Origin of the sequence: Aquitalea magnusonii (assembly GCF_002217795.2) — a bacterium.
GTDB lineage: Bacteria > Pseudomonadota > Gammaproteobacteria > Burkholderiales > Chromobacteriaceae > Aquitalea > Aquitalea magnusonii_B.
On sequence record NZ_AP018823.1, the window covers coordinates 170,564 to 196,370 of the forward strand.

Annotated in this window: 25 protein-coding genes and 1 tRNA gene; 12 read left to right on the plus strand and 14 right to left on the minus strand. The window is 60.4% G+C overall.

Annotated elements, in window-relative coordinates:
• Positions 1-3: 3 nt before the first annotated feature.
• Entirely contained in the window at positions 4-1,530 is a 1,527-nt protein-coding gene (ubiB, locus tag DLM_RS00865; RefSeq protein ID WP_089083955.1) for a ubiquinone biosynthesis regulatory protein kinase UbiB, read from the plus strand.
• A 78-nt stretch (positions 1,531-1,608) separates the two neighbouring features.
• On the opposite strand, the gene DLM_RS00870 is transcribed toward ubiB, so the two are convergent.
• From DLM_RS00870 to DLM_RS00890, 5 genes are all read right to left on the minus strand, one after another.
• Positions 1,609-2,289: a CoA transferase subunit B gene (locus DLM_RS00870; RefSeq protein ID WP_089083956.1), complete on the minus strand. Its 681-nt coding sequence runs from the start codon at positions 2,287-2,289 to the stop codon at positions 1,609-1,611.
• A 2-nt stretch (positions 2,290-2,291) separates the two neighbouring features.
• A complete protein-coding gene (locus DLM_RS00875) occupies positions 2,292-3,005 on the minus strand; it encodes a CoA transferase subunit A (protein ID WP_089083957.1) in 714 nt (237 codons plus the stop codon).
• Positions 3,006-3,024: 19 nt separating this feature from the next.
• Complete coding sequence (locus DLM_RS00880; protein WP_089083958.1) at positions 3,025-3,801, minus strand: 3-hydroxybutyrate dehydrogenase; 777 nt, start codon at positions 3,799-3,801, stop codon at positions 3,025-3,027.
• Positions 3,802-3,862: 61 nt separating this feature from the next.
• Positions 3,863-5,254: a GntP family permease gene (locus tag DLM_RS00885; RefSeq protein ID WP_089083959.1), complete on the minus strand. Its 1,392-nt coding sequence runs from the start codon at positions 5,252-5,254 to the stop codon at positions 3,863-3,865.
• Positions 5,255-5,544: 290 nt separating this feature from the next.
• Positions 5,545-6,960, minus strand: a complete 1,416-nt coding sequence (locus DLM_RS00890; protein ID WP_269461342.1) for a sigma-54 interaction domain-containing protein — start codon at positions 6,958-6,960, stop codon at positions 5,545-5,547.
• A gap of 135 nt (positions 6,961-7,095) precedes the next feature.
• Between DLM_RS00890 and DLM_RS00895 the strand changes: the two genes are divergently transcribed.
• Complete coding sequence (locus tag DLM_RS00895; protein ID WP_089083960.1) at positions 7,096-7,455, plus strand: carboxymuconolactone decarboxylase family protein; 360 nt, start codon at positions 7,096-7,098, stop codon at positions 7,453-7,455.
• Between the two features lie 91 nt (positions 7,456-7,546).
• Here DLM_RS00895 and DLM_RS00900 read toward each other — a convergent pair whose 3' ends face one another.
• Positions 7,547-7,915, minus strand: coding sequence for an Mth938-like domain-containing protein (locus tag DLM_RS00900; RefSeq protein ID WP_089084085.1), 369 nt, complete (start codon positions 7,913-7,915; stop codon positions 7,547-7,549).
• Positions 7,916-8,160: 245 nt separating this feature from the next.
• Here DLM_RS00900 and DLM_RS00905 point away from each other — a divergent pair, with 245 nt between their 5' ends.
• The 9 genes from DLM_RS00905 (at position 8,161) to DLM_RS00945 (ending at position 16,988) form a co-directional block, all read left to right on the plus strand.
• On the plus strand, positions 8,161-9,390 hold the full coding sequence (locus DLM_RS00905) for a pyridoxal phosphate-dependent aminotransferase (RefSeq protein ID WP_089084086.1): 1,230 nt from the start codon (positions 8,161-8,163) through the stop codon (positions 9,388-9,390).
• A gap of 139 nt (positions 9,391-9,529) precedes the next feature.
• The gene (locus DLM_RS00910) at positions 9,530-10,840 is read left to right on the plus strand and encodes a homoserine dehydrogenase (RefSeq protein ID WP_089083961.1); all 1,311 of its coding nucleotides are present in this window, start codon (positions 9,530-9,532) and stop codon (positions 10,838-10,840) included.
• A 51-nt stretch (positions 10,841-10,891) separates the two neighbouring features.
• Positions 10,892-11,239, plus strand: coding sequence for a hypothetical protein (locus DLM_RS00915; protein ID WP_145985745.1), 348 nt, complete (start codon positions 10,892-10,894; stop codon positions 11,237-11,239).
• 67 nt (positions 11,240-11,306) lie between these two features.
• Positions 11,307-12,716 (plus strand): threonine synthase, encoded by a 1,410-nt coding sequence (thrC, locus tag DLM_RS00920; RefSeq protein ID WP_089083963.1) that lies wholly within the window; start codon positions 11,307-11,309, stop codon positions 12,714-12,716.
• Positions 12,717-12,889: 173 nt separating this feature from the next.
• Entirely contained in the window at positions 12,890-13,564 is a 675-nt protein-coding gene (gene flgA / locus DLM_RS00925) for a flagellar basal body P-ring formation chaperone FlgA (RefSeq protein ID WP_231959969.1), read from the plus strand.
• 70 nt (positions 13,565-13,634) lie between these two features.
• A complete protein-coding gene (gene flgM / locus DLM_RS00930; protein ID WP_089083965.1) occupies positions 13,635-13,934 on the plus strand; it encodes a flagellar biosynthesis anti-sigma factor FlgM in 300 nt (99 codons plus the stop codon).
• A gap of 25 nt (positions 13,935-13,959) precedes the next feature.
• A complete protein-coding gene (locus DLM_RS00935) occupies positions 13,960-14,424 on the plus strand; it encodes a flagella synthesis protein FlgN (protein WP_089083966.1) in 465 nt (154 codons plus the stop codon).
• Between the two features lie 108 nt (positions 14,425-14,532).
• Positions 14,533-15,453 (plus strand): CobD/CbiB family protein, encoded by a 921-nt coding sequence (locus DLM_RS00940; RefSeq protein WP_089083967.1) that lies wholly within the window; start codon positions 14,533-14,535, stop codon positions 15,451-15,453.
• 122 nt (positions 15,454-15,575) lie between these two features.
• Positions 15,576-16,988, plus strand: coding sequence for a DEAD/DEAH box helicase (locus DLM_RS00945; protein WP_089083968.1), 1,413 nt, complete (start codon positions 15,576-15,578; stop codon positions 16,986-16,988).
• 125 nt (positions 16,989-17,113) lie between these two features.
• Here the strand turns inward: DLM_RS00945 and DLM_RS00950 are convergent, their stop codons facing one another.
• Genes DLM_RS00950 through DLM_RS23820 form a run of 4 tightly spaced genes read right to left on the minus strand, consistent with a single transcriptional unit; the run spans position 17,114 to position 21,260 of the window.
• Positions 17,114-17,680 (minus strand): LutC/YkgG family protein, encoded by a 567-nt coding sequence (locus DLM_RS00950; RefSeq protein WP_089083969.1) that lies wholly within the window; start codon positions 17,678-17,680, stop codon positions 17,114-17,116.
• The gene (locus DLM_RS00955) at positions 17,677-19,077 is read right to left on the minus strand and encodes a lactate utilization protein B (RefSeq protein ID WP_089083970.1); all 1,401 of its coding nucleotides are present in this window, start codon (positions 19,075-19,077) and stop codon (positions 17,677-17,679) included. The genes DLM_RS00950 and DLM_RS00955 overlap by 4 nt, the downstream gene beginning before the upstream one ends.
• Positions 19,074-19,874: a (Fe-S)-binding protein gene (locus DLM_RS00960; RefSeq protein ID WP_231959976.1), complete on the minus strand. Its 801-nt coding sequence runs from the start codon at positions 19,872-19,874 to the stop codon at positions 19,074-19,076. The genes DLM_RS00955 and DLM_RS00960 overlap by 4 nt, the downstream gene beginning before the upstream one ends.
• A 48-nt stretch (positions 19,875-19,922) precedes the next feature.
• On the minus strand, positions 19,923-21,260 hold the full coding sequence (locus DLM_RS23820) for a methyl-accepting chemotaxis protein (protein ID WP_089083971.1): 1,338 nt from the start codon (positions 21,258-21,260) through the stop codon (positions 19,923-19,925).
• Positions 21,261-21,793: 533 nt separating this feature from the next.
• Here DLM_RS23820 and DLM_RS00970 point away from each other — a divergent pair.
• Positions 21,794-22,153: a hypothetical protein gene (locus DLM_RS00970; protein ID WP_089083972.1), complete on the plus strand. Its 360-nt coding sequence runs from the start codon at positions 21,794-21,796 to the stop codon at positions 22,151-22,153.
• A gap of 165 nt (positions 22,154-22,318) precedes the next feature.
• On the opposite strand, the gene DLM_RS00975 is transcribed toward DLM_RS00970, so the two are convergent.
• From DLM_RS00975 to DLM_RS00990, 4 genes are all read right to left on the minus strand, one after another.
• Positions 22,319-22,504 (minus strand): hypothetical protein, encoded by a 186-nt coding sequence (locus tag DLM_RS00975; RefSeq protein ID WP_089083973.1) that lies wholly within the window; start codon positions 22,502-22,504, stop codon positions 22,319-22,321.
• A 237-nt stretch (positions 22,505-22,741) separates the two neighbouring features.
• Positions 22,742-22,836, minus strand: a tRNA-Sec gene (locus tag DLM_RS00980).
• A 22-nt stretch (positions 22,837-22,858) separates the two neighbouring features.
• Positions 22,859-24,772, minus strand: coding sequence for a selenocysteine-specific translation elongation factor (selB, locus tag DLM_RS00985; protein ID WP_089083974.1), 1,914 nt, complete (start codon positions 24,770-24,772; stop codon positions 22,859-22,861).
• A complete protein-coding gene (locus DLM_RS00990; protein WP_089084088.1) occupies positions 24,769-25,707 on the minus strand; it encodes a cation diffusion facilitator family transporter in 939 nt (312 codons plus the stop codon). The genes selB and DLM_RS00990 overlap by 4 nt, the downstream gene beginning before the upstream one ends.
• Between the last annotated feature and the right edge of the window lie 100 nt (positions 25,708-25,807).

Below are 25,807 nucleotides of genomic sequence, written 5' to 3' on the forward strand. Positions count from 1 at the left end.
ATTATGCGGATTTCGCGTTTTTTCAAGATTGTTTCCACGCTGTACCGCTATGGCCTGGATGATTTTTTCCAGGGCCATTCCCGGCTGGGCTTTGTCCACAGTTTGCTGAAACTGTGCCCGGTGCCGCGCGATATCAGCGCACCGCTGCCGGAACGTGTCCGGCTGGCGCTGGAAAGCCTGGGGCCGATCTTCGTCAAGTTCGGCCAGGTGCTGTCCACCCGGCGCGATTTGTTGCCGCCGGACTATGCCGACGCGCTGGCACAGTTGCAGGACCGTGTCGCCCCGTTTGATGGTGCGCTGGCGCGGCAGGTGATCGAACAGAGCTTTGGCCAGCCCGTAGAGAATTTGTACGTGGATTTTGAGATCACCCCGGTGGCCAGTGCCTCGGTGGCACAGGTCCACAAGGCCTGGCTGAAACAGCCGGATGGCAGCCGTGGCCGCGAAGTGGCGGTGAAGGTATTGCGCCCCGGCATCCAGCCGGTGATCGAGCAGGACCTGGCCTTGATGGCCACGCTGGCCGGCTGGGTGGAACGCTTTTTCATCGACGGCAAGCGGCTGAAGCCGCGCGAGGTGGTGGCCGAGTTCGACAAATACCTGCACGACGAACTGGACATGATGCACGAGGCGGCTAATGCCTCCCAGTTGCGGCGCAACTTTACCGGTTCGGACATGCTGATCGTGCCGGAAGTGTTTTACGACTACAGCAACCGGCAGGTGCTGACGCTGGAATGGATGCACGGCACGCCGGTGGGGCAGATTGACCGCTTGCGCGAGCAGGGCGTGGACCTGCGCAAGCTGTCGCGCTTCGGGGTGGAAATCTTCTTCACCCAGGTATTCCGTCACGGTTTTTTCCATGCCGACATGCATCCGGGCAATATCTTTGTGGCGGAAGATGGCCGCTATATCGCGCTGGATTTCGGCATCGTCGGCAGCCTGACCGACGAGGACAAGCATTATCTGGCGGTCAACTTCCTGGCCTTCTTCAACCGTGACTACCACCGCGTGGCCACTGCGCATATCGAGTCGGGCTGGGTGCCGAAAGAGACGCGGGCCGAAGAGCTGGAAGCGGCAGTACGCACGGTGTGCGAACCCATCTTTGAAAAGCCGCTGTCGCAGATTTCCTTTGGCCTGGTGTTGCTGCGCCTGTTTGAAACCAGCCGCCGCTTCAATGTGGAAATCCAGCCGCAACTGGTATTGCTGCAGAAAACCCTGCTCAATATCGAGGGCCTGGGGCGTCAACTGGACCCGGAACTGGACTTGTGGGATACCGCCAAGCCCTTCCTCACCAAGTGGATGAACGAGCAGATTGGCTGGCGCGGCATGTTGCGCACGCTCAAGCAGGAGGCCCCGCAATGGGCTACCACCCTGCCCACGCTGCCGCGCAAGCTGAACGAGGCCTTGTCGGCGGCCAAGAGCGATTTGCTGGTGGAGGGTTATATGCACCTGATGCGCGAGCAGAAACGGCAGAACTTCCTGCTCAGCCTGATTGCCATCCTGCTGACCGCCTTGCTGGTCAAATCCTTGCTCTAGTCCTTGCGGTACGGCAGTAAAAAAGCACGCCTCTGGCAATCAGACGCGTGCTTTTTTCATGGCTGATGTGAAGGCAACTCAGCTTGCGATGGCGCTTTCCCTGGCTGCAAGCGCGGTCGGCACATGCAGTGGGGCGGCGGTGCGGGCGCGGATGTCTGCCACGCTGACATCCGGTGCCAGCTCTTGCAGATGCAGGCCGTCCGCTTCCACCCGGATCACGCCCAGATCGGTGATGATCAGGCTGACCACCGCCACGCCGGTCAGGGGCAGGGTGCAGCGTTCCAGCAGCTTGGCTTCTTCCGTGCCGTCCTTTTTCTTGGCGGTATGCTCCATCAGCACCACCACCTTGCCGACACCGGCCACCAGGTCCATCGCGCCGCCCATGCCCTTCACCATCTTGCCCGGAATCATCCAGTTGGCCAGGTCGCCATGCTGGCTGACCTGCATTGCGCCGAGGATGGCCAGATTGATCTTGCCGCCGCGAATCATGCCAAAGGAGTCGGCCGAGCTGAAAATGGCCGAGCCGGGCAGGGTGGTGACGGTTTGCTTGCCGGCGTTGATCAGGTCCGGGTCTACTTCGTCCTCGGTCGGAAACGGGCCGATGCCCAGCAGGCCGTTTTCCGACTGCAGCCACACTTCCATGCCCGCCGGCACATGGTTGGCCACCAGCGTGGGCAGGCCGATGCCCAGGTTCACATAAAAGCCATCCTGTAATTCCTGGGCTGCCCGTGCAGCCATTTGTTCGCGTGTCCAGGCCATGTTCATGCCTCCGTCAGGGCTGCGCTGCGCACGGTGCGCTGCTCGATACGTTTTTCGGGGTGAGGGTTCAGCACCAGTCGCTGCACGAAGATGCCGGGGGTGTGGATGGCATCCGGGTCCAGCATGCCGTTTTCGACAATTTCTTCCACTTCGGCCACGGTGATGCGTCCGGCCATGGCCACATTCGGGTTGAAATTGCGCGCGGTGCGGCGGTAGATCAGGTTCCCGGCCCGGTCGGCCTTCCAGGCCTTGACCAGGGCAATGTCGGCAAACAGCGCTTGTTCCAGAATGTGCGGGTGGCCGTTGAATTCGCGCACTTCCTTGCCTTCGGCCACCAGCGTGCCGTAGCCGGTGCGGGTGAAGAAGGCGGGAATGCCGCTGCCACCGGCACGCAGTTTTTCCGCCAGCGTGCCTTGCGGGGTGAATTCCAGCTCCAGTTCGCCGCTCAGGTACTGGCGTTCGAATTCCTTGTTTTCCCCAACATAGGACGACACCATCTTGCGGATTTGCCGGGTTTGCAGCAGCAGGCCCAGGCCAAAGCCGTCCACCCCGGCATTATTGGAAATTGCGGTGAGATTGCGCACGCCGCTGTCACGCAGTGCGGTGATCAGCGCCTCGGGAATGCCGCACAGGCCGAAGCCGCCCACGGCAATGGTCTGGCCGTCGGCCACAATGTCCGTCAGTGCGCTGGCGGCATCCGGGTAAAGCTTGTTCATCGTATTGTCCTTGCTTGGCTTATTGGGCGGTCCAGCCGCCATCCATGGCCCAGGCGGCACCGCGTACTTCATCGCCAGCCGGGCTGCATAAAAACACGGCCAGCGCACCCAGTTGCGCCGGGGTGACAAACTGGCCGGAGGGTTGTTTTTCGGCCAGCAAATCGTGCTGCGCCTGCTGCGGGTTGATGCCCTGTGCGCTGGCGCGGTCGGCAATCTGCTGTGCCACCAGCGGGGTGAGCACCCAGCCCGGACAAATGGCATTGCAGGTGATGGGGCTGTGGGCGGTTTCCAGTGCCACGGTCTTGGTGAGGCCCAGCACGCCATGCTTGGCTGCCACATAGGCAGACTTGCCGCTGGAGGCCACCAGCCCGTGGGTGGAGGCGATGTTGATGATGCGGCCCCAGCCGCGCTGGCGCATCAGCGGCAGCAGCAGGCGGCTGGTGTGGAAGACTGCGCTCAGGTTGATGGCCAGCACCTTGTTCCACTGCGCCGGTGGGAAGGCTTCGATGGGGGATACATGCTGGATGCCGGCATTGTTCACCAGAATGTCCACGCCGCCGCTTTCGTGTGCGGCAAAGGCGCACAGCGCGTCAATCTGGGCCGGGTCGGATAAATCCGCCGGGTGGTGCCAGGCTTGCACCCCGCAGGCACGGATGCGGTGCAGTGCAGCAGTAACGTCGCCAAAACCATTGAGTACGATATTGGCCCCCGCTGCGGCCAGTGCCTGGGCAATGCCCAGACCGATGCCGCTGGTAGAGCCGGTGACTAGCGCGGTTTTGCCTGCCAGTGTTGTCATGTCGATTGTCCTGTCTGGCCCTGCACAGCGCAGGGCCGGGGTAGGGGATGGCTGGATGGAATCAGACCAGCGCAGTGAGATAGAACACGCTGATCACGAAGAACACCGCCAGCGTCTTGATCAGGGTGACGGCAAAGATGTCGCGGTAAGCCTCGCGGTGGGTGAGGCCGGTGACTGCCAGCAGGGTGATCACCGCGCCGTTATGCGGCAGGGTGTCCATGCCGCCACTGGCCATGGCCACCACCCGGTGCAGCACTTCCAGCGGAATGCCTGCCGCCTGGCTGGCGCTGATGAACTGCTCGCCCATGGCGGCCAGTGCAATACTCATGCCACCGGAGGCCGAGCCGGTGACGCCGGCCAGCGTGCTGACCGTGACCGCGGCATTCACCAGCGGGTTGGGGATGCTCTGCAAGGCATGGCCAATCACCATGAAGCCGGGCAGGGCTGCAATGACAGCGCCAAAGCCGTATTCCGACGCGGTATTCATGGCGGCCAGCATGGCACCGGCAATCGCCCCCTTGCTGCCTTCGGCAAAGCGCTCCTTGATGGCGGGCCAGGCGGTGAGGGCGACAAAGGCAATGCCCAGCAGCAGGGCGGCTTCCACCGACCAGATGGCGGTGACGGTGGAAATCTGGGTAGTGACCGGCTTGGCCATGCCGGCCAGTTGCAGTTCGTGACTGCTGCCGTACCAGGCGGGAATCCAGCGGGTGAAGGCAAAGTTGCTGATGCCGATCAGCAGCAGCGGTGCGATGGCCAGCCAGGGCGAGGGCAGGCTGCTGGTGTCGACGTGTTCCGGCTCGTTGCGCAAATCGGTGCCATAGCCTTCGCCCTTTGCCATCAGGCTGCGGCGGCGCCATTCCAGATAAGCCAGCCCCACCAGGGTGATAAATACCGCACCGCAAATACCCAGTGCCGGGGCGGCCCAGGCAGTGGTCTTGAAAAAGGTGGTGGGGATGATGTTCTGGATTTGCGGGGTGCCGGGCAGGGCGTCCATGGTGAAGGAAAACGCGCCCAGGGCCACGGTGCCGGGAATCAGCCGCTTGGGAATATTGCTTTGGCGGAACAGCTCCGCGGCAAAGGGATAGACGGCGAATACCACCACAAACAGTGATACCCCGCCATAGGTCAGCAGCGCACACACCGCCACGATGACGGCGATGGCACGTTTCTCGCCGATAAAGCGGATGACGGCAGCGACGATGGATTTGGAAAAGCCGGACATTTCCACCAGCTTGCCAAACACCGAGCCCAGCAAGAACACCGGGAAGTACAGCTTGATGAAGCCCACCATCTTGTCCATGAACAGCCCGCTGAAGGCGGGGGCCACGGCGGAGGGCTCGGTCAGCAGTACCGCGCCCAGGGCAGCCAGCGGTGCCATCAGGATGACGCTGTAGCCGCGATAGGCGGCCAGCATCAGGAAAAACAGGGCCAGCAAAACCACGATAAAGCTCATGGTGTATCTCCTCATATTGTTGTATGGCCTGTGCCAGACCGGACGATCATGGGGTTGCCCCATGTCGCTGCCTGGATATTGCAGGAAGCGTGCCAGAATTGCTATCTGTTATAAATCAATGATTTAGTGTGATTTGTCAGCGTTGGGGCCACGGATTGTCTCGATTTTGAGACGAGCAGGGCGGCACTGTCGGCAGCAAAGCCTTGTGGCAGCAGGGAAAGCGTGGAAGTCTCGCTTTGTAGACGTCGTCTCTTTGTGGAGACGACATAAAAGAATGGTCGTGCCGCGATTCAGAATTGGCTGGGGTTGATGCCCAGCGCCGCCAGTTTTTTGTACAGGGTGGCGCGGCCCATGCCCAGTTGGCGCGCCGCCGTGGGTACATGGCCATTGGCCTGTTGCAGCGCCTGGCGCAGCAATTGCGCTTCGAAGCCGGCCATCTGCTGCTGGTAGCTGGCCGCTCCGGCTTGGGGAGGGGTGTGGATGGGGCCCAGCAGCGCCTGGATGTCGGCCTCGTCCAGCAAGCTGCCCTGGGCCAGCATGCTGGCGCGCTCCAGGATATTGCGCAGTTCACGTACATTCCCTGGCCAGTGATAGGCGGCCAGCCGCTGCAAGGCGGCATGGCTGATCTGGCTGCGTGCCAGATGACCATGGCGCGCCAGTTGACCCAGCAGTGCTTCGGTCAACTCGGGCAGGTCTTGCAAGTGTTCGCGTAGCGCAGGCAGGTGGATGGTCAGCACATTCAGCCGGTAATACAGGTCGGCACGAAAGCTGCCAGCCGCCACTTTTTCTTCCAGCCGGGCCGAGGTGGCGGCAATGATGCGGATGTCCGCCCGCAGCACGCGGTTGGCACCGAGCTGTTCGAACTCCTTGTCCTGCAATACCCGCAGCAGCTTGGCTTGCAGGCTGGCCGGCATATCGCCTATTTCATCCAGAAACAGGGTGCCGCCATCGGCCAGTTGCAGCTTGCCGATACGGCCTTTCCTATCCGCTCCGGTATAGGCGTTGGGGCTGGCACCAAACAGTTCGGCTTCCAGCAGGGTGTCCGGGATGGCCGCCATGTTCAGGCTGACCAAGGGCTTGCCGGCGCGGGGTGAGGCGGCATGGATGGCATGCGCCAGCACTTCTTTGCCGGTGCCGGTTTCCCCCAGCAGCAATACCGCGCCTTCCAGCGGGGCGGCCAGCATGGCCTGGCGGCGGACTTCGCTGATCTGGCTGCTGTGGCCGACAAAGTCGTCAAAACTGTATTTGGCGCGCCGCGCCTGCGCCAGCGATTCGCGCGTGGCCGCCAGCTCCTCGCCCAGCCGGGCAAACTTGGCCACCAGCGGGGCCAGTGATTGAATCTGGTCGAACAGGGCAAAGCCCACGGCTCCGATGATCTTGCCCTGGCCATCCTTCAGCGGCAGCCGCGTCACCACCAGTTGGTCTTTGCCGGTGGGCATGATGTCCAGCAGCATCGGCACGCCGGTTCTCAGCACTTCGCGCATCTGGCTGTTGGGAATGACGTTTTCCACTGGCTGCCCCAGCGCGCTGGCCGGATCGGTAAAGCCAAAGCGTTCGGCATAGCGGGCATTGATCCAGATGATGCGGGCCTGATCATCCACAATCACCGTGCCCTGGTAGCTGTCGTCCATGTGCTGGAACAAGGACTGCATTGCCCATTGGCGTACGTGGTCGTAGTCGGCCAGTTCATTGCTGGAGTGGGGCACGGCGGGTCCTTGCAGGTGGTGGGATGCTGCAGATTACCACGCAGGATTTTTTCTGTGGCAGGACGCAATCCAGGCTTGATTCAATATATAAATATATATAATATAAAAATGAATTTAATCTGGAAGGAGAGAGCAATGAGCCACGATTACCCTGATTTGGCCCAGGCGCTGGGCAGCAAGCTGGCCGCGTTCCGCCGTGAAATTCCCGACACCATGAAAGGCTTTGGCCAGATGAGCCGCGCTGCCCATACGGAGGGCGCGCTATCCAACAAAACCAAGGAGCTGATTGCATTGGCCATCGGTATCGCCAACCGCTGTCAAGGCTGTCTGGCTTTCCACAGCAAGGCCTTGGTGGAACTGGCTTGTACGCGGGCGGAGTTCATGGAGATGCTGCAGGTGGCGGTATACATGGGTGGCGGTCCGTCGCTGATGACGGCTGCCGAAGCCTTGCAGGCATTCGAGGAGTTTGGTGGCGAAAAAGCCACCACGGCCTGAGGCGGATCCGCAACCCGGCACAAGGCAAAGCCCCGCATGGCGGGGCTTTTGCTATGGCATCAGCGGACGGATGCCAAGTGGTGTGACGGGTTTAGATGGCCAGGATGGCGGCAATCACCCGGCGGTCTTCCGCCATCAGGATATTGAAGGTGCGACAGGCGGCCTGGGTATCCATCACATCCACGCCGATACCGGCATTGGTCAGGGCTGCCATCAGCTTCGGGTGGAAAAAGCGCAGGCTGGCCCCGGAGCCAAACAGCACCACCTCCGGCTGCATCTCCAGCAGCATGCTGAAATGCTGCTCGGTCAGGCTGGCAAAGTCGGCCACACCCCAGGGCTGCACGCTGTCCGGGGTGACGATCAGGTTGCCATCATGGCGTTGGGCATTGATCAGCACATGGCCTTCGCCGTAGCCGGTAAACAGGTTTTTGCCCAGTCCCAGGGCCTGATGCATTTTCATGGAGTGGATTTCCCGCAAGGAATAAAAATCAGCACGCAGCGCTGTTGCAGCCATGCCGGTATGGCGCGCACGTCGTCATGCAGTGCAACACGGATTGGGATAGGATTATACCCTGACCAGCCGCCAAGGTACGCTTTGCCCGTGGCCGGGACAGACAAGGGACTCCAATGAAAGACAACAAGCCGCGCCGCCGCCAGCACACCGCCAAAGCCGGGGCGCGGTCCGTGACGGAAAAACAGGCCACCATGCAGCCAGTACACAAATCGCAGAAGCTCGCCAATGTCTGCTACGACATCCGTGGCCCGGTGCTTGAGCATGCCAAGAAGATGGAAGACGAAGGCCATCGCATCATCAAGCTGAATATCGGCAACCCGGCACCGTTCGGTTTCTTTGCGCCGGATGAAATCATCGAAGACGTCATCGTCAACCTGCCATCCGCCTCCGGCTATTCCGATTCCAAAGGGCTGTTTGCCGCGCGCAAGGCCATCATGCATTACGCGCAGGAAAAACAGCTACCCAATGTCAGCATGGACGACATCATCATCGGCAACGGCGTGTCCGAGCTGATCGTGATGGCCATGCAGGCGCTGCTGGATAATGGCGACGAAGTGCTGGTGCCGGCACCGGACTACCCGCTGTGGACGGCTGCGGTCAGCCTGGCCGGTGGCAAGGCGCTGCACTATGTCTGTGACGAAGAGCAGGGCTGGTTCCCCAGCATCGATGACATCCGCGCCAAGATCACCCCCAATACCCGCGCCATCGTGGTGATCAACCCCAACAACCCCACCGGTGCCGTGTATCCGCCGGCGCTGTTGCAGCAGATTGTCGATCTGGCGCGCCAGCACCAGCTGATCATCTACGCCGACGAAATCTACGACAAGGTGCTGTACGACGAGGTCAAGCACACCTCCATCGCCTCGCTGGTACCGGACCTGCTGGTGGTCACCTTCAATGGCTTGTCCAAGAACTATCGCGCCTGTGGCTACCGCGCTGGCTGGATGATTCTGTGCGGCGAGAAAAAACACGCGCGCGACTATATCGAAGGCCTGAACATGCTGGCCTCCATGCGCCTGTGTGCCAACGTGCCGGCGCAGTTTGCCATCCAGACCGCCCTGGGCGGTTACCAGAGCATCGACGACCTGGTAGCTCCAAGCGGACGCCTGGCCCGCCAGCGCGACCTGGCGCACAAGCTGCTCACCGATATTCCGGGTGTGACTTGCGTCAAGCCGCAAGGGGCCTTGTACCTGTTCCCGCGCTTGGACCCGAAAATCTACCCCATCAGCGACGACCAGCAGTTCATCCTGGAACTCTTGCAGGAAGAAAAAGTGTTGCTGGTGCAGGGCAGCGGGTTTAACTGGATTGCGCCGGATCACTTCCGCGTGGTATTCCTTCCTAACTCGGATGACCTGATCGAAGCGATAGGCCGCATTGCCCGATTCCTGGCACGTTACCGCCAGCGTCACGGCACGGCCTGATGCGCTATTCAGCCGACGGATGTCACAATCCGTCGGCTGAATCATCTGCCAGAAGACCTCCTGGCAAGCCGGCCACCGCCGTTTTGCCAAGAGGCCGTCGGCCCGGGACAAAACACTAGAGACAGACATGGAGAATGTTATGAAGCCGATCAATATTGGCCTGATGGGAGTGGGGACAGTCGGTGGCGGTACCGCCACCGTACTCAAGCGTAACGCCGAGGAAATCAGCCGCCGCGCCGGTCGCCCCATCCGCGTATGCATGGCCGCCAACCGCGATGTGGCCCGCGCCCGTGAAGTGCTGGGCGAAGGCGTGCCGGTGGTGGATGACGCCATGCTGGTGGTCAACAATCCGGAAGTTGACATTGTGGTCGAACTGATTGGTGGCGACACCATCGCCAAGGAACTGGTGCTCAAGGCCATCGAAAACGGCAAGCACGTGGTGACGGCTAACAAGAAGCTGCTGGCGGTGCATGGCAATGAAATCTTTGCCCGCGCCCAGGAAAAGGGCGTGATGGTGGCCTTCGAAGCTGCGGTTGCCGGTGGCATTCCCATCATCAAGGCGCTGCGTGAAGGCCTGTCGGCCAACCGCATCGAATGGATTGCCGGCATCATCAACGGCACTTCCAACTTCATCCTGACCGAAATGCGCGACAAGGGTGCCAGCTTTGCCGACGTACTGGCCGAGGCACAGCGCCTGGGCTATGCCGAAGCCGACCCCACCTTCGACATTGAAGGCCACGACGCCGGTCACAAGCTCACCATCATGGCCGCGCTGGCCTTTGGCATCCCGATGCAGTTTGACAGCTGCTATCTGGAAGGCATCAGCAAGCTGGATGGCCGCGACATCAAGTACGCCGAAGAACTGGGCTACCGCGTCAAGCTGCTGGGCTTTACCCGCCGTACCGATGCCGGCGTGGAACTGCGCGTACACCCGACCCTGATTCCGGCCAGCCAGTTGATTGCCAATGTCAACGGCGTGATGAATGCCGTGCTGGCCAAGGGCGATGCCATCGGCCAGACCCTGCACTACGGTGCCGGTGCCGGCGCGCTGCCCACCGCCTCTGCCGTGGTGGCCGACATTGTCGACGTAACCCGCCTGCTGACCGCAGACCCGGAACATCGCGTGCCGCATCTGGCCTTCCAGCCGGACCAACTGAAAAACCTGCCCATCCTGCCGATTGGTGAGGTTTACAGCTCCTACTACCTGCGTATCGGTGCGGCCGATCGCGCTGGTGTGCTGGCCAATATCACCGGCCTGCTGGCAGAAAACGGCATTTCCATCGAAGCGCTGATCCAGAAGGGTTCTGCCAGCGAGGGCAATGCCGAAGTGGTGATCCTCACCCATCGTGTGCAGGAACGCGCCATCAATGCAGCCATCGCCGCTATCGAAGCGCTGGAAAGCGTATCGGGCAAGGTGGTGCGCCTGCGCATGGAAGAACTCAACGACTAAGCAAGCTGCCGCCCTGCTGCACACAGTGGGGCGGCCATGGAATGGTTGCACATGGCAAGGTACTGGATGAATGGCGTAGGCATGGCCTGTGCCCTGACGGCATCAACTTTGTATGCCACGCCACTGACCCCCGGTCAGCATAATCTGCTGCAGGGATTTCTGATGCGTGGCTGTATCAAGCGCACGCCGGCCTCGGATGGAGCCAGCGAGCGCTCGGATGCCCAGATTCAGAAATACTGTCAGTGCGCCAGTGAGCATCTGGCCAACACCTTCACTTCCGAAGAAGTGATGGGTGTGCTGACCGGGCAGATCCGCAAGGGCGACCCGCGCGGCAAAAAACGCCTGGCCGAAGCCTCCGCTGCTTGCAGTCATCATCTGGAGGCCAGCGCCGCCGATTGACACCTATCAGTCCGCGACCATCCTTCTGGCACCGTCTTCCGCATTCGTACAGGTTGAATCACATCACATGAAGTACATCAGCACACGTGGCGGCATGCAGCCGCAAAGTTTCAGCGACATCCTGCTCATGGGTCTGGCTCCCGATGGCGGCCTGGCGCTGCCGGAAAGCTACCCGCAGATCAGCCGCAGCCAGCTGGACGCCTGGCGCGGTCTGTCCTATGCCGAACTGGCGTTTGAAATCATCCGCCTGTTTGCCACCGATATTCCCGAGGCCGACCTCAAGGACATCGTCAGCCGCACCTACACCGCAGCCGTGTTTGGCAGCGAAGCCATCACCCCGGTCAAGCGCCTGTCCGATGGCCTGGTGATTCTGGAACTGTCCAATGGCCCGACGCTGGCCTTCAAGGACATGGCCATGCAGTTGCTGGGCAATCTCTTCGAATACGTGCTGGGCAAAAAAGGCCAGTCGCTCAATATCCTTGGTGCCACTTCTGGTGACACCGGCAGCGCTGCCGAATATGCGATGCGCGGCAAGCAGGGCATCAGCGTGTTCATGCTCAGCCCGGACGGCCTGATGAGCCCCTTCCAGCGCGCGCAGATGTTCAGCCTGCAAGATGCCAACATTCACAACATCGCCATCAAGGGCATGTTTGATGACTGTCAGGACATCGTGAAAGCAGTGCAGAACGACCACGCCTTCAAGGCCAAGTACCAGATCGGCACCGTCAACTCCATCAATTGGGCCCGCGTGGTGGCGCAGGTGGTGTACTACTTCAAGGGTTATTTCAACGCCACCAGCAGCAATGACGAACAAGTCAGCTTCTGCGTGCCGTCGGGTAACTTCGGCAATGTCTGCGCCGGTCATATCGCGCGCCAGATGGGCCTGCCGGTGCAGCGCCTGATCGTGGCCACCAATGAAAACGACGTACTGGACGAATTCTTCCGCACCGGTGCTTACCGTCCGCGCGGCACGGCCAATACCTATGTCACCTCCAGCCCGTCCATGGACATCTCCAAGGCCTCCAACTTCGAACGCTTTGTGTTCGATCTGGTGGGGCGCGACGGTGCTGCGGTGAAGGCATTGTGGGCCGATGTAGACGCCGGCAAGGGCTTTGATCTGTCGGCCAAGCTGGCCGAGGCAGCGGACAAGTTCGGTTTTGTTTCCGGCAAGAGCAGCCATGCCGACCGTCTGGCCACCATCCGTGCGGTGGACGCAACCGATGGCGTGGTGGTGGATACGCACACCGCCGATGGCATCAAGGTGGCACGTGAGCTGCGTTTGCCGGGTGAAACCGTGGTCTGCCTGGAAACCGCGCTGCCGGCCAAGTTTGCCGATACCATCCGCGAAGCACTGGACCGTGACCCGCCGCGCCCCGCCGGCTTTGATGGCCTGGAAGACCTGCCGCAAAAAGTGGTGGTGTTCGATGCCGATGCTGCCAAGGTCAAGGCCTTTGTCGAACAGACACTGGCGCAGTAAGCGCCGGTGTTGTTGAAAAAACAGGCCCGTGTGGCCTGTTTTTTTATCTGGAGCAGCAACTGTCGGCGGATTTCGCACTCAGAATGCTGTGATTGCAAGGCTGGCAGGTCTGGCAGTCACCGCATGGGCCGGTAGCGATACGCAGGCAGGATCGTAGCGGATACAATGGCAGGATGAAATTCTCCCCACTGATGTTGGCCTGGCTGCTGCCCGGCCTGGCGCAGGCCGCCGCCAGCCAGGATATGGCCGCGCTGGAAAAACTGGCCGACCGCTTCATGCAGCAGGAAATGGCCCCGCGTCAGGCTACCTACAAGCTGGGCAAACTGGATCGGCGGCTGGTGTTGTCCGCCTGCGCATCGCCGCGGGTGGACTGGTCCAATACGGCACAGACCACGGGCAATACGGCGCTGGTGATTGTCTGTCCGGATAGCGGCTGGAGCATACGCCTGCCGGTCAGCATCAACGAAAAACAACTGGGTGTGGTACTGACTCGTTCGGTGAGTGCCGGTGAAGTGCTGCAGCAGGGGGATGTCAAGCTGGTGGAGGTGGCCAATCCTGCCATGGCGCGCAATGTGCTCAGCAATCTTGACCTTGCCGTTGGCCAAAGCATGCGCAGCGGAGCGCCGGCAGGCAGTTGGCTGCGCAGTTTCATGGTGCATGCGCCATATCTGGTGCGCGCCGGCCAGCCGGTCAAGGTGGAAGCCGGTGGTGAAGGCTTCCGCGTCTTGTCCGAGGGCATTGCCAATGGCAATGCGGCGATAGGGGATGCTGTCTCCGTCAGGCTAAATAGCGGGAGGGTGATTCGCGGCGTGGTGCTGCCGGATGGCACCGTCAGCCTGAGTTATTGATAAATATTTCAAGAGTTTGCTTTTTCAGCCGATAATAGAGAAACCCCTAGCTAGTTTGGAAGGCCTCGCCATGAAAATCGACAACTCGGGTAGTGCCGTTGCTGCCTATAGCGGCCAGAGCAAGCTGGCCCGGCGTGATGCCGGCACACAGGCTACTGCTGTCGGCTCCACCCCGACCGATAGCGTGAAAATCAACCCGCTGGCCAGCAGCATCAGTGCGCTGGAAGCCCAGGCAGACACCGCACCGGCTTTTGATGCGGCCAAAGTGGATGCCATCAAGAACGCTATCGCATCCGGCAGCTTCTCGGTTAACCCGGAGAAGATTGCCGACAGCCTGATTGCGTCTACGCAAGAGCTGCTGAATCAGTAACTGTTGGCACGATGGTCAAGCTGCAATGACGCAAGAACAAGGTTTTGCCGATCTGTGCCGGGCCGAGGCTGCGCAAGTGGCCCGTCTGGTGGAGCTGCTGCAACAGGAGCAGCAGGTGATGATTGCCGGCCAGGTACACCTGCTGGAGGACCTGGCTGACAGCAAGAGCAAGGTGCTGGACGAACTGGCCATGCACTCGCAGTCTCGCGCCAGGCTGATGAAGTCGCTGGGCTTGTCCGACAGCGATACCGTGTACATCTGGCTGGCCGACAAGCCCGAAGAACGCCAGGCCTGGCTGGCACTGGAAGATCTCATCCATCGTGCCCAGGGCATCAATCAGCTCAATGGCAGTTTTATCGAACAGCAACTGGGGCAGGTGGAAGAATCACTGGCCGTATTGCGTCAGGCCGCTGCCGCCACCCTCAGTTACGACCGTGGCGGCCAGCAGCCGCAGCCGGTTGGCGGACGCCGCTTTCTGGGTTCTGCCTGATCCGTATTTTCCCCTGCACGTCGCTCGGCAGATGCGATGTGGTGGGCGTACCTGCCCCTTTGTGGTATCTTCGCCACTGGGCCTGAGCAAACCACCATCCATAATCTGATGACCCTGATTTCCCTGATATTTGCGCTGGCACTTGAACAGCTGCGCCCCCTGGGCAACCGTAACCGCGTCTGGCATATATTTACCCGCTATGCCAATCACCTGGAACGCAATCTGAATGCCGGTGCCAACCGGCACGGCGTCTTTGCGTGGATGCTGGCCATCCTGCCGCCGGTGCTGCTGAGCCTGGGCGTGTACTACGCCCTTTATGCAGCCAATCCGCTGCTGGCCATTCTGTGGAATGTGCTGGTGCTGTATCTCACCATGGGGTTCCGCCATTTCTCCAGTGCCTTTTCCGAGATTTCGCTGGCGCTGGCTGAAGGGCGTGATCTGGACGCACGCCTTGCACTGTCGCGCTGGACTGGCCAACCGGCTGCTGAGTTGTCGGTGGGCGAGATTTCCCGGCTGGCGATCGAGCAAGGCGTAGTGGACAGTTACCGTCATGTCTTCGGCACCATGTTCTGGTTTGTGCTGTTGCCTGGTCCGTCCGGTGCCTTGCTGTACCGTCTGTGCAGCATGCTGGGGCAGAAGTGGGGGAGCCGTCAGGCAGAAGAAGACCGGTTTGGCCGCTTTGCCGGCAGTGCCGCAGCCTGGCTGGACTGGTTGCCGGTACGCCTCACCGCTGCCAGTTTTGCGGTGATGGGTGACTTCGAAGATGCTGTTTACTGTTGGCGCTCCCAGGCCAGAACCTGGGGTAACTACGCCAATGGCATTCTTCTGGCCTCGGCAGCAGGTGCGCTGGGGGTCAAGCTGGGCGATCCGCTCAGACAGGATTACTCCATCAAGTTCCGGCCCGAACTGGGCCTGGGTGACGAGGCTGATCCGGCCTTTCTGAAAAGTGCCGTCGGACTGGTCTGGCGTTCAGCCTTGCTATGGCTGTTTGTCGTCCTGTTGCTCAGTATCGCCAACCACATGGCCTGATGCCTGCCTACCGCCGCCCCTGATGGGCGGCGTTGCCATTTTGGCCTGGCCATGTTCATGAACAAGGGGGATGCGTCGCATGCTGCGATGATATCGCCCAATCGAATTGCAGGAGCACACACATGCTGTTTTCCGAACTCGGGCTGTCGCCCGAGATTCTTCGTGCCATTGAAGAACAGGGTTATTCCGAGCCTACGCCCATCCAGGCCAAGGCCATTCCGCTGGTGCTGTCCGGACGCGACTTGCTGGCTGCTGCACAAACCGGCACCGGCAAGACAGCGGCATTCATGCTGCCCATTCTTGAGCGCCTGAAAAAATTCGCCAATACCAGTGTTTCCCCGGCCATGCACCCGGTGCGGGCGCTGGTGCTGTCGCCCACGCGCGAGCTGGCCGACCAGATTGGCGTGAATGTAAAAACCTATACCAAGTATTTGCCGCTGCGAGCCACCACCGTGTTTGGCGGCATGAATATGGACCCGCAGACTGCCGAGCTGCGGCGTGGCATGGAAGTGGTGATTGCCACGCCGGGCCGTTTGCTGGACCACATCCAGCAAAAAAGCATCCAGCTAAACAAGGTGGAAGTGCTGGTGCTGGACGAGGCCGACCGCATGCTGGACATGGGCTTCATCCAGGATATCCGCAAGATCATGAGCCTGCTGCCCAAGGAAAGGCAGACCCTGCTGTTCTCGGCCACCTTTGCACCGGAAATCAAGCGTCTGGCCGCCGACTTCATGAAAGACCCGCAAACCGTGGAAGTGGCGCGGCAAAATGCCACCAATGAACACGTTGAGCAACTGGTGTATTCCGTCGATGCTGGTCGCAAGCGCTATTTGCTGAGCCATCTGATCAAGAGCCGTGACATGAGCCAGGTCATCGTGTTCTGCAAGACCAAGCTGAGCGCTGACCAGTTGGCGCGGGATCTGAAACGTGACGGTCTGGTGGCCGAAGCCATTCATGGTGACAAGGCACAGGCCTCGCGGCTGGAAATCCTGTCCGCCTTCAAGGAAGGCAATCTGCGGGTGCTGGTAGCCACTGATGTGGCAGCGCGTGGCCTGGATATCAGTGAACTGCCCTTCGTGGTGAATTACGAATTGCCCAATTCGCCGGAAGACTATGTGCATCGCATTGGTCGTACCGGTCGTGCCGGTGCCAGCGGGGTGGCCATGTCGCTGATGAGTCCGGCGGAAACCCGTCAGCATGAGGCCATTGAAAAGCTGACCCGTCAAACGCTGACGCCGCAAGTGGTGTCCGGCTTTGAGCCAGGCTCGGCTGCGCCGCGTGAGGAATCCTCTCATCGACACGAGCGCGAGCGTGATGCTGGTCGTGATCATGGCCGTTCCGCCCCGCGTGCCCCTGCGCGCGAAACCCTGCGTGATCCGATGTCGGTACCGGCATCCGCGTTGATGGCGGGCAAGTCTGGCGAAGGCCTGAAAACCATCAAGCCTGCCGGTAGCAGCCGCCGCAGCCGCAAGGCACAGCGCGAGATTCCGGCTTTGCTGCTGCCGCCGCGCTACAAGGTGGAAGTCAGCCGCTGATCGCCTGACTGCAGTGACACCACAAAACCGCCTGTCTTTGGACCGGCGGTTTTTTCATGGGGCGGGCTGATATGAAAAAAGGCCCCCGCAGGGGCCCCAAGGAAGCAATGCTCCGTGCGTACAAATCAGACAAATATCACCAGGGCCGCCATGGCACCGTGCGCACCCATCACCAGGCTTTGTTCGATATCCGCCGTGCGTGAGGAGCCGGAAATGAAGGCACCAAAGCCGTGTTCTGCCACTTCGATACGGGCATAGGCATCGCGCATGGTGTCTACCATCGCCTCACGCGGCACTACCAGTACCAGCTTCTGGGTGAGGAAGTAAATCGAGCGGAAACGGTTGTCCGGATGGCTGACCCACACCGTGGCATTCTCCGCCACCGCCAGTTGGCCTGGGACGATGGCGACGTCGACGTCATGCCAGGCGTGCGGATCATCCACTTCTTCATGCCCAGCCACGGTCAGGTCGACGGTGCGACCGGCTTCCGGCCAGCGTGCGGCCACGACATCGGCCACGCTCTGGCCATCCTGCAACTGGACTGCGTCGCCACCCAGATTGCGGATCAGCGTGGCAAACGCTTCAAACTGGTTGTCGTAGCGGATGAACGGTACGGCATGAATATCCGGCAGCGCTGATGCTTGCGGCCGGTTCTGGCGAATGCGGGCCAGTATGTTGTCACGGGCGCTCATTGTTGGCCCTCCTTGTCCTGCTTGTCCTGACTGCGCTGTTGGTACAGCTCCTTGAAGCTTTGTGCCGGCATCGGCGGAACATCCCGTCCGGCTCGGCTCCAGGCACTGTGGCGGGTGAGGCTTTCCGGAATGATGGGTACCACCTTGCGCATCACCTTGCCGCTCAGGTCAAACAGCGCTGGGTGCTGGGTGAGAAAGCGCATGGCCAGCAAACCCATTTTTTTGCCGACTGGCAGCAGGTTCTGCTCAAACGCCTTCTTGCGGTGCAGTACCAGTTGTTCGTGCAGATTGATCTTGACCGGGCAGACATTGGAGCAGGAGCCGCAGGTACTGCAGGCAAAGGCCATGCTGCCGTGCTTTTTCATGTCGCGGCTGGGGCCAAGGGTAGAACCGATGGGGCCGGGAATGATGTAGCTGTAGCTAAAGCCGCTGCTGCGCCGGTAAACCGGACAGGTGTTCATGCAGGCACCGCAGCGGATGCAGCGCAGGCTCTGGTAAAAGTCTTCATTGCCCAGAATCTCGCTGCGGCCGTTATCCACGATGACGATGTGCATCTCGCCACCGGGCCGCGCCTGGTGAAAATGCGAGGTATAGGTCGTTACCGGCGAGCCGATGGCGGAGCGGGCCAGCAGCCGGGTGAACACGCCCAGGTGTTCCAGCTTGGGAATGATTTTTTCCAGGCCCATGCTGGCAATGTGAATCGGCGGCAGGCTGGTGCCAAGGTCGGCATTGCCTTCATTGGTACACACCACCACGCCACCGGTTTCGGCAATGGCAAAGTTCACCCCGGTCAGGCCGGCGTCGGCGGACAGGAAGTGTTCGCGCAGATTGGCCCGTGCCGCGTGGGTGAGGTAGGTGGGGTCGTTATTGCCGGCCTCGGTGCCCAGCTCCTTGTGGAACAGTTCGGAAATCTGTTCTTTTTTCAGGTGGATGGCCGGCATCACGATGTGGCTGGGGGCTTCGTGGCGCAATTGCACGATGCGCTCGCCCAGGTCGGTATCCACCACCTCGATGCCGCGCTGTTCCAGATAAGGGTTCAGCCCGCACTCTTCGGTCAGCATGGACTTGGACTTGACCAGCTTCTTCACCTGCCGTGCTGCCAGAATGCCGTGCACGATGCGGTTGTGCTCGTCGGCATCGGCCGCCCAGTGTACGGTGACACCGTTTTTCTGCGCATTGGCTTCAAACTGGGCCAGGTAGTCATCCAGCTGCGACAGGGTATGTGCCTTGATCTCGCGAGCCAGCCGGCGCAGTTCTTCCCACTCCGGCAGTTGCTTGGCCTGGGCATCGCGTTTTTGTCTTACCCACCAGATGGCGCTGTCGTGCCACTTGGCCTGGGCGCGGTCCTTGAGGAATTCAGCCGCTGCCTGCGGGTGTTTTACGCTGTCGTCTTTCATGCGCCTGCTCCCCGGCCGGTGAGGATTTCCACGATGTGCAGCGGGCGGATGGTCTTGCCCTGATGACGGATGATGCCACCCATATGCATCAGACAGGAGGGGTCGGCACCGACGATGTATTCCGCGCCGGTGGCTTCGTGCTGGGCAATGCGGTCTTCGCCCATGGCGGTGGACAGTTCCGGCTCATCCACGCAGAAGGTGCCGCCAAAACCGCAGCATTCGTCACGGCGTTCCGGCAGCAACACTTCCACGCCATCCACCAGCTTGAGGATGGACTCCAGGCGCGAGTGATAGGGCATCATCAGTTCGGACGGGCTGGCGTGATGCAGCTCGCGCAGGCCGTGGCAGCTTTGGTGAATGGAAACCTTGTGCGGGAAGTACACCGGCTTGGGCAGCTTTTCCAGCTTCAGCACATCTTGCAGGAATTCGATGATTTCGTAGACCTTGGGCTTGAGCTGCTGGTAGGCGGGGTCTTCCGCAATATACCAGTCATAGTGGTGGGTGACGTGCGAAACGCAACTGCCGGAGGGGGCGACTACATAGTCGTATTGCTGGAACACTGCGGTAAAACGCTTAGCGGCGTCACAAGCGCCCTTGCTATCGCCATTATTGGCCAGTGGCTGGCCGCAACAGGATTGCTGCAGCGGGTAGTCCACCTCACAGCCCAGGCTTTCCAGCAGTTCGAGCGTGGCCATGGCCACATGGGGGAACAGTTCGTTGATGAAACAGGGAATGAACAGGCCGATTTTCATGGTGCGCGGGGCCTCCAACAGGCAGGAGCAGGGTTCAGGCTGCATTAGATAATGTTCATGCTGCCGCTGCCAATTCGGATTTACCCTCGTGTGCTAGCTGGCGTCATGTGTATCCCGGTTTTTCATGTCGGCAAAACGGCTGACTGCGGCAACCACGCCTTTGGCCTGGTGATTGATGCTGGAAATGGTTTCTCCTACCCGCTGGGATAGCTGCACAGTGCCATTGGCCTGGGCCAGCAGGCTGTCCATGCTGGCGACGGCAGTAAGGGTATGCTTCTGGATGTCCTGCACCATGGTATTGATTTGTACGGTGGAACTCGACGTGCGTTCTGCCAGCTTGCGCACTTCGTCGGCCACCACCGCGAAGCCACGGCCCATCTCGCCGGCACGGGCGGCTTCGATGGCTGCATTCAGCGCCAGCAGATTGGTCTGGTCGGCAATTTCCTTGATGGTTTGCACAATGGAGCCGATCTGTTGCGAACGCTCACCCAGTTGCTGTACCTGCTGGCTGCCACGCTCGATGTTGTTGGCCATATTCATGATGTCTTCAATGCTCTGCTCGATGTCGAACACACCGGCGTCGGCCAGCGACTGGGTTTCACGCGAGGATGAGTAAGCCAGCAAGGCAGACTCGCGTTCCTGCTGTTGCTGGGTGATCTGGGCAGTAATGTCAGTGGCAAACTTGATGACGCTGCACACTCTGCCCTGTTCGTCCCGCACCGGGTTGTAATTGGCTTCCAGCCAGATCAGTCTGCCGTCGCGGGTGAGGCGCTGGATACGTCCGCTGTAGTGCTGACCATTGCGCAGGCGTTCCCACAAGGCGGCATATTCCGGACTGGCGGCAAATTCGGCGGTACACAGCATGCGGTGCTGTTTACCGATCAGGCTGTCGCGGGTATAGCCTGTTACGTTCAGGAAATTTTCATTGGCATCAATGATCTGTCCATCCGGGGTGAATTCTATTTCGGCCATCGCCTGGTTGATGGCCTGCAGGATGGCCTTGTTGCGAGCGGCCTCTTGCACGCTATGGCTGACGTCGGTGGCCAGCTTGATGATGCTGACCACCCGGTTTTGCGCATCCAGTATCGGGGTGTAAGTTGCTTCCAGCCAGACGGTGCGGCCATCACGGGAGAGGCGGCGCACCCGGTTGTGGTAGCTCTCGCCGCGGCGCAGCCCTTCCCACAGCTTGCGGTAGTCGGCACTGGCCGCATAGGCTGCATCGCACAGCATGCTGTGCGGTTTGCCCAGCAGTTGTTCAGGGCTGGTATAGCCCATGGTGTCGAGGAAGTTCTGGTTGACCGCGCTGATGGTGCCATCTGGGCTAAAGCGAATTTGCGCCATGGAGAGGTCCAGCGCCGTTTCGAGTTGCCGTGAGGCGGCCAGTTGCTGCTCCAACTGTGCAATCCGCTGTTTCAGATGTTGATTGAACATTTATCTTATCCCCCAGCCCGTGCGGGCTTTGATGATCTGTTATAGAAGATGGCAGGGTGCTGGAGAAAGTTCTGCCAGAACACGACTTTAGGCATGCTTGCATGCGGTGAGCGGACGGTTGATCAGCCCTGATCATGACTGTTTGTCCGGCAATACACGCTGGCTGGCAGCGCTGTTGCAGCTATTTAATGGATATGGATGATCATTTTTTACTTGTTATGACTTTTAAATAATCTGCCGAGTATTCGCAATAATTTGCTTTGCTGCGCTCACTTGGCAAGTCAGTCAAGAGTGTTATCCTTGGCAGGTATGCCTGTGTTTTTCTGCCCTTTGGTACAAGGTGAACGGTCTTGTCACCGTGCCCGGCTGTCATGCGGGAATCTGGCTGGCATGCTGGGAATATCGGAATCGCGGCAGGCATCTTGTTGCTGCTGGCCGTCGGTAGTGGTGAGTGAGGTGTTGAATCCGGGCTGTATCATGTCACGGCAGTTGCGTGATGTCCGGCAATAGTCAGTGAAGGTCGGTGTGGCAAGATGATAAATATCAAACAGAATTTGACTTCCTGTTGTTCGGATCTTTGTTCCGGCAAGGGAGATGGCGACCGGATCATCCAGCTGATTGCCTTGTTCAAGGCATTTCATGTGCTGTATGTAAATGTGCATTCTCCCGAAGCAAGATTGATCCAGCATGCCATTGAAAACCTGAAATCGGTTTATTCGGTTTTCCAGTCGCGTGATGAAATCGTGCTGATGCCCTACGAATTGCGCGAACTGAATGCCGCCCGGCAGGCATGCCTGTCCAAATCAGGCCGCCGCAGTGCCAGCGTGCTGCATCACCTTTATGCGGTGTATCTTGAGTACTATCGCCGCACCCTGGCTGGCATGACTGGGTGAGCCCTGGCCCGCGCGCTACAACCATTACGGCAGAATGACGATGAAACCCGCAGTAATGCGGGTTTTGTCATCTGTGTTGTCCGGTAGGCAAGTGGCCTTGACCGGCGCGCAGGTGCTTGGATGAGAGGGCAGGGACGCATAGCGCCGCGCGCTTGCTGTTTTGTTTCATGAAGCGGCCACCGCTATCTTGCGGCCAGGCAGGATGGTGCCGCTTTCCGGCATGGCTGCTGTCCCACCCCGCCCGCCCACTTGAGGCGTCGAAAAATATGCAGCTGCATGATTGCCCCGTAAACAGCCCGTGGCAAGGCTCTTGTGCTGGAATTGCACCTGGTTGCCTTCATGCGGTTTCATGCGTTTTGCGCATGGTTTCTGCGCCCGTATTTTGCATCATTGCCACTTCTCATATCCGCACGCACTCAGGGTGCTGCGCCCAGGTTGCATTTCCTTCAGTTTCTTGTGCGAAATTTGTGCGAATTCTGACGCCGCATGAAGCCGCCTAAAGCCGCCATCACGTCAGCGCTGTTAGTTTGAAACCGTTGCTGGGCCTTGGTTTAACGCGGTTTTACGCGGCTTGGCGTGGCTTGTTGATGGCGGAAGAGAATGGGAGTCGAACCCACCCGGGACCGCTGGCGGCCCCCTCTGGTTTTGAAGACCAGCCACCCCACCGGGGATGCCTCTCTTCCATGCCGGCTGATTATACCGGTTTCACGTCGGCGGGAAAGCGTGCTGCGCTGCAGTGGTTTGACTGCTGGAAAACAGCAGGTTTTCGCGCAGCAGGTGGCGGTCGCCCAGGCGGCGGGTAAAGCCGGTGCGGTCGTAAAATTCCAGTATCTGAATGGCCAGCTTGCGGCCGCAGCCCAGCTGGTTGCGGAAGGCGGCAGCGTCGGCATGTCCGTGTTGCTGGCAGAGCTGGCGGATGATGTCAGCCATGGCCTGCATGCTGGCGCTGGAGAAATAGCGGTCCTGCACCACGGCCACCACATGTCCCAAGCGCGCAGCCTTGTGCAGCAGGCGGCGTGTTTCCCCTTCATCGTCGCCTAGGGTGTCGGCAAGATCGCGCACCCAGTGTGCTTCGCTGCCGACAAAGCAGGATGACAGTCGCTGCCAGTGCTGCTCCTCCTGCGGGGTGAAGGCCAGTACATGCTGTGGCAGGTGTAGCCAGCCGCGGGTTTGCAGCAGCCGGCCCTGTTGCAGCAGTTGTTCCACCAGCAGGTTGAGCGTGCTTTCCGGCTCGGTGGGCAGGGCCAGCCGGCGCAGGCGGCCTCGGCTGGCACCCAACTGGTCCGGCTGTTGCTGGTGCAGCATGGCCAGCCGTTGCAACAAGGTGTCCTGCATGGCTTCCCAGTGTTGCAGGTGATAGAACCGTCCGGCCACTTGCTGGCCGGGACTGGCTTGCAGCAATTGTTGCAGGGCGGGTTCATCCAGCTGCATGTCCCAGGCAAAATCCTGTAGCACCACGGTCTGCTGCCGGCTTTGCAGTTGCAGTCTGTCGGCGGGGGTGAGTGTGGCGTGCTGCAATTGCTGCAGATAAGCCAGCCGGGCCGGCTGGCGTTTGCCGCGGCCCGGTACCTGCAATTCGAGCAGACGTGCGCCGGCCAGGGTGTCGCGTGCGCTGGCATCGCGCAGGATCAGCCGATCACCGCAAACCATCCACAATGGCTGGTCCAGAACCAGTTCGGCCAGGGCGGTTTCTCCGGCAGCCAGTTGGCTGCGGTTTAGCAGTGCCAGCCGTCCGGTAATGTGGCGTGCTGCATGGTGGATATGCAAGGCCTGCCAGTGCCGCAGGGGGGCGATGGCCTGCACGCTGACGGTGATGCGGCTGCTAGGTGCAGGCGCTGTGGTGCTGAACAGCCAGTCACCGCGCTGGATGTCTTTCTTTTCAATATCCCCAGTCAGATTCAGTGCGATGCGTTGCCCGGCCTGGCCAGACTGCGCTGCGGTATTTTGCACATGCAGGCTACGCACCCTGAGTGGCTCATCCTTGCCACTGAGCCAGAGCCGGTCGCCAAGTTGTACCTGACCGCCCAGGGCGGTACCGGTGACTACCAGGCCGGCACCGCTGAGGCTGAAGGCGCGGTCTATGGCCAGGCGGAAACGCTGGCCGGCAGGGGAGGGGAGTGCTGACAGGTGTTGCAGCAGGTGCTGGCGTAATGGCGCAATCCCCGCGCCGCTGTGGCTGGATACCGGAAAGAGCGGTGCATCTGGCCATGGGCTGGCGGCCAGCAGTTGGCGGATGTCCTTGGCCACTGCCTGTTGCCGGCGGGAATCAGCCAGATCGCACTTGCTGATGACTACGCTGAGCTGGGGAATGCCACTTAGCTGCAGGATGGCCAGGTGTTCTCGTGTCTGCGGCATGATGCCGTCGTCAGTGGCAACGATCAGCAAGGCATGCGGAATGCCAGACAGGCCGCACAGCATGTTGGCCAGGAATTTCTCGTGGCCCGGTACGTCAATGAAGCCGGCTACCCGTCCGTCCGCCAGCGGCAGGTAGACATAACCCAGGTCTATGGTCATGCCGCGTTTTTTCTCTTCCGGCAAGCGGTCGGCATTCTGGCCGGTTAGCGCGGTGAGCAGGGCGGTCTTGCCATGATCGACATGGCCGGCAGTGGCAAAAATCATGCGACGGAGCGATCTGTAGGGTGTTCCAGGCCCACCGGGTCGATGTGGGTCATGACATTGAGCACCGGATGGGCGGCCATCACCCGTGCGCGTGCCTGTTCTGCAATGGAATGGGCATCGAATACATTCATATGGCCATCGACTTCCAGGTGAACATCCACCAGGATCAGGTCGCCCATCTTGCGGGTGCGCAGATCATGCAGCGCCCGTACGCCGCTGGTGGCCAGCAGGGTGTGGCGGATGGCATCTGCTTCTTCGGTGTCGGCGGCACGATCCATCAGGTCGTGCAGTGAATTCCAGGCAAAAGTCCAGCCCATCTTGCCCACGATGAAGCCTACGATCAGTGCGGCAACCGGGTCCAGAATCGGATAACCCATCAGGTTGCCGATGATGCCGATGGCCACGACCAGTGAGGAAGCGGCATCGGAACGCGCGTGCCAGGCATTGGCCACCAGCATGCTGGAGCGTACCCGCTGCGCCACTGCCAGCATGAAGCGGAACAGCACTTCTTTCGAAACCAGCGCGGTGATGGCAACCCACAGGGCCACGCTGTGTACGGTGGGGATGGCAGAGGGGTCATGAAACTTCACTGCGGCCGACCACAGCATGCCAATGCCCACGGCCAGCAGCAGCAGGCCCAGCACCAGCGAGGCGGCGTTTTCGTAGCGCTGGTGGCCGTATTGATGGTCGGCATCCGGTGCTTTGCGGCTGTGATGGCCTGCCAGCAGCACAACAAAGTCGGAGAGCAGGTCGGACAGCGAGTGAATCCCGTCCGCGATCAGCGCCTGGGATCTGGCAAACACCCCGATCAGGATTTGTGCACTGGCCAGGACGATATTGACCCAGACGCTGACCATGGTGCTGCGGTGCGCAGCCTTGTTGCGCGCGGCTTCGTCCACGGTTTCGTGTGGGGAATGGCTGGGGTGTATGGTCATGGCAAAACAGTCCGGATCTGGTGGGGAAGTGCAGTATGCCATAGCTGGCTTAAGTTTTTATTAATTGCGCCGTTTGTTTCGGTAAATAAAAACAATAATA